A 7984-nucleotide genomic window follows, 5' to 3' on the forward strand; every position below is an offset into this window, starting at 1 on the left:
CATTGGCGTGAAGCCTGGAAGTACGGGCTGCGTGCCTATCGCTATTGTCAGCACGATGTCGGGCACGCGCTGGCCGCCATCGCCTATGCGGCCGCGACACTCGGCTGGCGCGTCGAGCCGCTCGGATGGTCCGATCAGAGACTCGCAGCCCTGCTCGGCATCGACCGCGAGACGGACTTCGATCCGGATGAGCCGGAGGCGCCCGATCTCGCGGTCTGGGTGGGGCCGGAGCCGGCGCACGCCGAGATGATCGACGCTTGGCTGGACCGCCCCCGATCCTACTTGGGCAAGGCGAACCGTCTGAGCACCGGCCATGTGAGCTGGACCGGGATCGAGCAGGTGCATCGGGCCTGCTGGCGTGACACGGCACAGCAGACAGCGCCCGCAGACCCAGCGACGCTGCCACCGCTCACGCAACTGGACGGCGACCTGGGAGCCGGGGCACTGATTCGTCAGCGCCGCAGTGCCGTCGACTTCGATGGACAGACGCAGATGCCCCGCGAGGCCTGGATCTCTATGCTCGATGCGCTCTTACCCAGGCCAGGGACGCCTCCCTTCGACGCCTGGCGACGCACGCCGCGCGTAAGCCTCCTCCTCTTCGTGCATCGCGTCGAGGGAGTGGCACCCGGGCTTTATGTGCTGGTGAGAACGCCCGCGCATCGCGATCGGCTCCACCGGAGTCTTCGATCCGAGTGGGCCTGGGTACCGCTGGACGGCGCACCCGCGCACCTCGGGCTCTATCGGCTGGTCGAGGGCGATGCGCGCAACGCCGCTCGCGCCCTCTCCTGTCATCAGGACATCGCCAGTGACGGCTGCTTTGCGGTCGCCATGCTGGCCGACTTCGATGCGGCGCTCGAGCACGGCCCCTGGCGCTACCGGGAATTGTTCTGGGAGTGCGGACTCATCGGCCAGATCCTCTATCTCGAAGCGGAGGCGGCCGGGCTGCGCGGGACCGGGATCGGCTGCTTTTTCGACGATGCTGTTCACGACCTGCTCGGCATCCAGGACAGACGCTGGCAGTCGCTCTATCACTTCACCGTCGGTGGCCCCGTCGAAGATCCTCGACTGCGCACCGAGCCGCCCTATGCCCACTTGGACGAGCGCTCGGCTTGAGCCTGAGATCCGCAGCACTGCATCCCATGCTCGGCGGTTTCACTTCTGGCTGCGGTGCTCTGAGATGGTCTAATCGCATGTGCAGTCGGGCGCCGCCCCGAGCGGCCGAGGCGCATGGTGGGATCTCACTGCGTTAAAGAAAAAAGGATAGCTCCGTCGAGGAACATGATCACACGGGACGTAACATCTGGGGCGGTTGAGTCATTGCATGTGCCCGCTTGGAACTGCAATGCCGACATGAACTCTCTCATCAGCAACGACCAGAGACAGCCCCACTGATGCGAGGCTCTCAGGGTCGACGCGGCGCCTGAAGAGCCTTCGCCTCACCGCTTCTGCCGAAACGCACCCGTCTCGCCACCGGCAGCGGCACCGGCTCTTGATCCTGCGCCCCGCGCTCCCCGACTCACCCGATATCCGACCACGCCGCCCGCTGAGCGAGCACTGTGGAGAGAGGAAACCAGGAGCCGGACCGCATTCCCTCCCCTGACCTACGTCAACGCTCGCTGAAGCAGAATCCCCGTACACTCTTCAGAAAGACGCTCGGGCCCTCCCCCATCCTCACAACCCCTGGTCCCCGGCGCCGCTTCGTCATTCCCAAGCCGAGCAGTGGTCCAGCAGACGCCACTCCCCAGGGGCAACAGCCAACGAGCGAAAGACCGACCCTGACCAGCTGACCTCGATCAGTCTCAGCACAAGCACTCAAGGAAACGCTGAATGGATGGCATCCAGCACTTTTTAGACGCCCTGAATACTTGGGCGCGAGAACAAACCTTCATGATGGCGCTGCTCACATGCGCCTTCAGCGGATTTGCCCTTGTTGTTTTCGCATGGTTCAGACGCTCTCAGCGCACCGACAACCTCTCGCTCTGGCAACAGCGAGGCTGGCCCCAGGAGCGCACCCGTCACGATCTGCTGGAGCGGGTGCATGGGGAATTCAGCGTCCGCAGGGCGCAGGGGCTGCATGAGGAGGTCGCCGCCGAGCTCGATCTCAAGCTGCAATACTCCCAGGTCCAGCCAACCTTGGCCCTGGCGCATTCGGCGAACAAGCCGGACGATCCGCTACCGGAAGGGACGTCCATTATCGACGTCTACGATTCCGCCAAGGTCCGAAAGAAGCTGCTGATCCTCGGCCACCCTGGCGCGGGCAAGACGACGATTCTGCTGGAGTTGGCGACGCACTTGGCGGAGCAGGCCCAGGCCGACGACCTGCATCCAGTCCCGGTGATTTTCGAGTGCTCGACCTGGACCGGAAAGGCCCCCAAGGACTGGATGGCCGACGAATTGAAGCGGACCTATCGTCTCCCTCAGGATCAGGCCGCCAAACTGCTGGAACATGGCGAGATTCTCCTGCTGCTGGACGGTCTCGACGAGCTGGAGGCCGGCCGCCAGAAGGCCTTCATCGGCCAGCTGAATGCCCTCCTCGAAACCACCCATCAGTTCGTCATCTGCTCGCGGGTCGCGGAATACGAGCGCATGGCCGAGGACGCCAAGCTTCACCTCCACAACGCTGTCTTCATCCAGCCGCTGCAACCCCGCAGCATCGTCGAGTATCTGGACAAGGTGAAGGCGCCGCATGTCCGCGAGGTTCTGACTCATCACCCCAAGCTCATGGCCCTGGCCCGCTCCCCGCTGACCCTGAGCATGATCATCCTGTGCCGGCAGGATCTCCCACGTTCGCTGCCGGAATCGGCCTCCGAGGACGACTACCGCAACCGCATCCTGGAGACCTATCTCGACAGCCGTTTGGCGGGGAATGGCGCCGACCAGCCGCCTCGCCAGACCCGTCACTGGCTGAACTGGCTGGCGACCCAGTTGAAGGGGCGCTCGCGAACCGAGTTCGAGCTGGAAGACCTGCAACCGATCTGGCTCGCGAAGCCCGTCCATTATGGAATCGCGATGGTCGCGTTGTTCATGATCGTTGGAGCGATCATCAATGGAGCTGCTGCCAGTCTTGGGCTATGGGCGCCATACGGACTCTCGCCGGAATGGCGGGACAGCTTATCGGAACGCCTGACGGGAGGGCTGGCTGGCGGGCTGCTCCTCGGACTGGGTTTCGGGGTGCTCACCTATGGCGGCTCCTTTGTTGCCGGAAAGGCAGGCTTAAGCAAGACACGATCCAAAGTGATTCGGACGCTGGCTTTCGGGCTGGCTTTCGGGCTGGCTGGCTGGCGGGCTGGCTTTAGGGCTGGCTGGCGGGCTGGCTTTAGGGCTCATCTCTTGGTTCGACACACCTCCCCCCTCAGAGATTACACCCGTCGAATTGGTCCGAGCACCTCATTGGTATTCGTTGGAAGATTGGGTGAAGATCACTCTCGGGCTGGCTTTGGGGCTGGCTTTGGGGCTGGCTGGAGGGCTGGCTGGAGGGCTGGCTGGCGGGCTGGCTGGCTGGCGGGCTGGCTCTCGGGCTATCAAATTTGAGCATTCAGATCCCGAAAAAGTCGACCCCGAGCCAAGGCATCAAGCGGTCTGGCTTGAACGGACTCATTTTCATGATTTGCGTCAGCCCAGTGGTGGGCTGGATCCCACATTTCGCTTCCCCCAATATTCCTAATTTCACCCTGATATTCATGCTCCCCGCGTATGTCTTTCTCGGCGGCCTCCCCTACACCGAGCACTACGTTCTGCGCTTTGTCCTATCGCGTCAGGGACACCTCCCCTTCTTCTACGTGCGGTTCCTCGACCAGATGGTGAAGCGGAAGCTCCTGCAGCGCATCGGCGGGAGCTATCGCTTCCTGCACTTGTCACTGCGGGACTATTGCGCGGGGCTTGAACAGGAGCATCGGCGCTAATCCGTCCACCTGGATGAAGATCGGAATCGGGAACGCCTGTAGAGTCGAGCGAGGATCAGCGCCGCGCCCCGGACCTAGGCCGTAGCGGAAGGCCCGCGAACCCTGACGCCGCATTCCGACAACGGCGCGCCCATGAAAGGACCCACCATGCTGACCAGGCTCCAGCGCTTCGGAGTCGTGCCTCGCCACAGCGGAACATGCGGCGCGGATCGAGACTGGTGTGCGGCCAGTTGACACGATTCCGGCACGGCCGGAGGACAGACAAAAATAAAGGCGGTCAGACCGAAATCTGATCGCCTTTATGTTTACCGCTATTTGGTGCGCCCTGCAGGGTTCGAACCTGCGACCACCTGATTAAAAGTCAGATGCTCTACCAGCTGAGCTAAGGGCGCGATGAAGCGGGGCATTATAGAGGGATGACGGACAATTTCAACCCCGCTCTCACGCGCCACTCAAACATCCGTCACACCGTCGCGGACAAATGCGCATTCGGACTTAAGGCTTCGACTCCCCGATACGTTCGAGGCGCCCCTTGGCCAGCCGAGCCTCGGTGCTGTTCGGATAGGTCGCGATGACACGTTCAAGCGAAACCTTCGCCTGCTCGAAATCCTTCTGATCGTATTGGATAAAGCCGATCTTGAGCATGGCGCCCGGAACCTTCGGACTCTGGGGATTGAGCTGCAACAATCGCTCGAATTCGGAGAGCGCGGCCGTCAGGTTGCGTTGGACGTAGTAGGTCTCGGCCAGCCAATAACGGGCGTTGTCTGAGAACTGGCCCTGCGGATAGCGGCGTAACAGGTCGTTGAAGGCCGTGATCGCCTGGTCGTATTTGCGCTCCTTGAGCAGTTCGAACGCCTCGGTATAGGCGTCGCGCTCGTTGCCTCCGACGGTCTCTGGCGACGGTAATGACGGGATGCCCACGGGACCGTACGACTCGGCCAGACCCGCTGCGCCGGACTGGGGCTGGACCTGCGTATTGCCCGAAGCCGATTGCGAAAAACCGCCGCCACTGGCGTCGATCACACCCGAGGGCAGAGTCGGGGTGGCATTGCCAACCGTCGTGGAAAGACTCGGCTGATTGCTGCCGCCGCCATTGATCGAACCGAGCCGCGAATCGATGTCCAGATACTGATCGCGCTGCTGCCGCTTGAGTTTGTCGAGTTCGAGCTTCTGGGATTCGAGCATTCCGCGCAATTCCTGCATCTCGGTCTGTAGCTGCTGCATCTGCATCAGCAACTCCGAGCCGCTCTGGTTTTCGAGAATGCGCTCAAGCCGTCCGACACGCCCTTCGAGGTTGATGTAATCGGCAGCCCCGGCCCCAACCGAGAGACAGCTCAAGAGGACGGCCAAGAGAAGGCGTGAATGATGCGATGACTGATTCATGTCGCCAATCTCCTCAATACTGAATGATGACGCGCCGATTCTGGCGCCATGCCGTTTCGCTGTGCCCACCGTCGGCCGGACGCTCCTCGCCGTAACTCAGGGTCGTCATCTGGCTCGGAAGCACGCCCTCGGCCAGCATGAAGCGACGCACCGTCTCGGCGCGCTGGTCGCCGAGTGCGAGGTTGTATTCCCGTGTTCCGCGTTCGTCGGTATTCCCCTCCAGGGTCACCTTCACGCTGGTGTTGCTGCCCAGATAGCGCGCATGGGTCCGCATCAGGTCGAGGTACTGCGGCTTGATCTCGGCGCTGTCGTAATCGAAATAGATGGTGCGGTTATAGAGCGGACTGGAAGGATCCTCCCAAGGTCCGGCATAGACCGGCCGGGTCGATTCGACCGGCGTGGTGGTGGTCTCCCGAGGACGTGGGGCGGTCTGAGGAACGCTCCTGGACGCACTGGAGCCATCCGATTTCGGCGTGGTCGAACACCCGGACAGACCCAGCATGAGCGACAGAATCGTCGACACGAACAGTGCCTTGCTTGTGAGAGAGAGGACGCGCATGTTGCGGGCTCCTTACTTCATGAAGGGGGACCAGGCCGGCTCGCGAACCTGGCCGGAATCCTGGGAGAGACGCTGATTGCCGCCGCCGTCCACGGAGGCGGCGGCGAGAACGCCACGACCGCCGTAGATGGTCGCGTAGATGACCATGGAACCGTTCGGAGCGAAGCTCGGCGATTCGTCCAGATCACCTGAACTCACCAGACGCATAATGCCTCGATCGAGATCCAGGACCCCGATCCGAAAGCTGCCGTTGATGCGCGTCACCATAGCGATCGAGCGTCCGTCCGGCGAATAGGAGGCGCGGCCATTGTAGTCACCATCGATGCTGATGCGCTCGGCCGGACCGCCGGTCGCGGACATCCGATAGATCTGCGGACTCCCTCCGCGATCGGAGGTGAAGATGATGGAGCGCCCATCCGGGGACCATGCGGGCTCGGTGTCGATGGCATAGTGATCGGTCAGCCGTATCAGCTCGCGACTGAGCAGATTCAGGCTGTAGATCTCAGGATTGCCGTCCTTCGAAAGGGTCATGGCGAGCCGTAAACCGTCGGGCGAGAAGGCGGGCGAGCTGTTGATGCCCGGATAGCTGGCAACCAGGTCACGCCGTCCGCTGGAGAGTTCCTGCACATAGATGGCCGCGCGGCGGTTTTCGAACGAGACATAGGCAATCCGCCGTCCGTCCGGGGACCAGGCCGGAGACATGATGGGCTCGCCGGAGGAGACGATGGTCTGGGGGGCGTACCCGTCCGCGTCCGCGACCTTCAGGGTCACAGTCTGCGAATCGCCGCTGCCGCTCGATGTGACATAGGCGATACGCGTCGCCGCGACCCCTGCCTGTCCCGTGAGCTTCTCGTAGATGATGTCGGCGATCAGATGCGCCGTATGGCGCATCCCGGTCTTGGAGGAGATGAGGCTGGTGCTCGCCAGCTCATCGCCGCGAAAGACGTCGTAGAGACTGAAGCTGACACGGTATCCGGTACCCTCGGCCTCGACCCGACCGATGACCAGGTTGTTCATGCCGAGCAGGCTCCATTCGCGCAGATCGACCGCGTCGCGCGTACTGGGCATGTCCAGCATGTCGCGGGTCGGCATGGGCTTGAAGCGACCGGTGCGCGCCAGATCGGCGCTGATGATGGCGGCAACATCCGCCGAGGGAATCAGTCCCTCGGACACACCGAAGGGCACCACGGCGATCGGCTGTGCGGCCTCGACCCCGCCGGTGATCTGGATGTTGAGTCGGGGTGCCGCCAAGACAGCGCCGCTACCGGCCAGGTTCAGCGTACAGAGTGTCAGGATGAGCAGCAGATGCTGGAATCGGCTCATGATGCGAGATCCCCATTCAAGGGCTAAAGGTGAAATTGAACTCCCGAAAAGACTCGAAAGCGGGTCCGGAGGGCACCTGCAAGGGCGAAGCACTGTAGACGGCCGCAATCACGGACTGATCGTAGGCGACATTGCCGCTGCTACTGACCACATGCACGCTCCCCGGCACCACATCGCCGCCCGGGATCAGACGAACCGACACGGTCGTGGAGAGATCCTTGTCGACGGTCGACGGACGCACCCAGAAGGACCGGACACGGTCGCGAATCGCGGGCACATAACGATTGACCTCTTGCGACAGACGCTCCGACTCCAACGCGGACTGCAGCTCCTCTTCCAGGGCGCGCTGGGCCTCTGCTGCCGAGCGTTGAGATTCGGCCGCCTGCTGCGCACGTTGCTGGGCCTCTTCCTCAGCCAGGCGACGCTCTTCTTCCTCAGCCAGACGGGCGGCCTCCTCGGCGATCTGACGTTGGCGCGCCTCAGCGGCCGCCTTGCGCTGCGCCGCTTCCTCAGCCAGGCGACGCTCTTCTTCCTCGGCCAGACGGGCGGCCTCCTCGGCGATCTGACGTTGGCGCGCCTCAGCGGCCGCCTTGCGCTGCGCCGCTTCCTCCGCCGCGCGACGCTCCATCTCCCGACGGATTCGCTCACGCTCGGACGCCATGCGCTTGGCCTCTTCTTCCGCCCGGAGACGTTCCGCCTCCGCCTGACGACGGGCCTCCTCGGCGGCGCGCTGCTCTTCGGCCTGCTGGCGTGCGAGTTGCTCGGCCTGCCGGCGCGCAGCCTCCTCGGCCGCACGCTGGGCCTGCTCGGCACGCCG

At 63.3% G+C, this 7984-nt stretch carries 7 protein-coding genes and 1 tRNA gene; 3 read left to right on the forward strand and 5 right to left on the reverse strand.

The window, feature by feature from the left end:
* From THIDRDRAFT_RS22465 to THIDRDRAFT_RS22475, 3 genes are all read left to right on the forward strand, one after another.
* Positions 1-1113, forward strand: a 1113-nt coding sequence (locus THIDRDRAFT_RS22465) for a SagB/ThcOx family dehydrogenase (protein ID WP_007043226.1), incomplete at its 5' end; no start/stop codon positions are given.
* Positions 1114-1827: 714 nt separating this feature from the next.
* Complete coding sequence (locus tag THIDRDRAFT_RS26460) at positions 1828-3531, forward strand: NACHT domain-containing protein (RefSeq protein ID WP_007043227.1); 1704 nt, start codon at positions 1828-1830, stop codon at positions 3529-3531.
* A 149-nt stretch (positions 3532-3680) separates the two neighbouring features.
* Positions 3681-3902, forward strand: coding sequence for a hypothetical protein (locus THIDRDRAFT_RS22475; RefSeq protein ID WP_040845865.1), 222 nt, complete (start codon positions 3681-3683; stop codon positions 3900-3902).
* A gap of 316 nt (positions 3903-4218) precedes the next feature.
* Here the strand turns inward: THIDRDRAFT_RS22475 and THIDRDRAFT_RS22480 are convergent.
* From THIDRDRAFT_RS22480 to tolA, 5 genes are all read right to left on the reverse strand, one after another.
* Positions 4219-4294, reverse strand: a tRNA-Lys gene (locus tag THIDRDRAFT_RS22480).
* 103 nt (positions 4295-4397) lie between these two features.
* Positions 4398-5285: a tol-pal system protein YbgF gene (ybgF, locus tag THIDRDRAFT_RS22485; RefSeq protein ID WP_007043229.1), complete on the reverse strand. Its 888-nt coding sequence runs from the start codon at positions 5283-5285 to the stop codon at positions 4398-4400.
* A 13-nt stretch (positions 5286-5298) separates the two neighbouring features.
* The gene (gene pal / locus THIDRDRAFT_RS22490; protein WP_007043230.1) at positions 5299-5844 is read right to left on the reverse strand and encodes a peptidoglycan-associated lipoprotein Pal; all 546 of its coding nucleotides are present in this window, start codon (positions 5842-5844) and stop codon (positions 5299-5301) included.
* Positions 5845-5856: 12 nt separating this feature from the next.
* Positions 5857-7167 carry a Tol-Pal system beta propeller repeat protein TolB gene (tolB, locus tag THIDRDRAFT_RS22495; RefSeq protein WP_007043231.1) on the reverse strand — a complete coding sequence of 437 codons (1311 nt, stop codon included), beginning with the start codon at positions 7165-7167 and terminating at the stop codon, positions 5857-5859.
* Positions 7168-7183: 16 nt separating this feature from the next.
* On the reverse strand, positions 7184-7984 hold an 801-nt coding region (gene tolA / locus THIDRDRAFT_RS22500; RefSeq protein WP_007043232.1), incomplete at its 5' end, for a cell envelope integrity protein TolA.

It is taken from the genome of Thiorhodococcus drewsii AZ1 (genome assembly GCF_000224065.1).
Taxonomy (GTDB): domain Bacteria; phylum Pseudomonadota; class Gammaproteobacteria; order Chromatiales; family Chromatiaceae; genus Imhoffiella; species Imhoffiella drewsii.

What these genes read in the sequence shown, in the direction of transcription:
- pal (WP_007043230.1), bottom strand. Translation starts at nt 5,844, where the DNA reads ATGCGCGTCCTCTCTCTCACAAGCAAGGCACTGTTCGTGTCGACGATT.
- THIDRDRAFT_RS22475 (WP_040845865.1), top strand. Translation starts at nt 3,681, where the DNA reads ATGCTCCCCGCGTATGTCTTTCTCGGCGGCCTCCCCTACACCGAGCAC.
- tolB (WP_007043231.1), bottom strand. Translation starts at nt 7,167, where the DNA reads ATGAGCCGATTCCAGCATCTGCTGCTCATCCTGACACTCTGTACGCTG.
- THIDRDRAFT_RS26460 (WP_007043227.1), top strand. Translation starts at nt 1,828, where the DNA reads ATGGATGGCATCCAGCACTTTTTAGACGCCCTGAATACTTGGGCGCGA.
- ybgF (WP_007043229.1), bottom strand. Translation starts at nt 5,285, where the DNA reads ATGAATCAGTCATCGCATCATTCACGCCTTCTCTTGGCCGTCCTCTTG.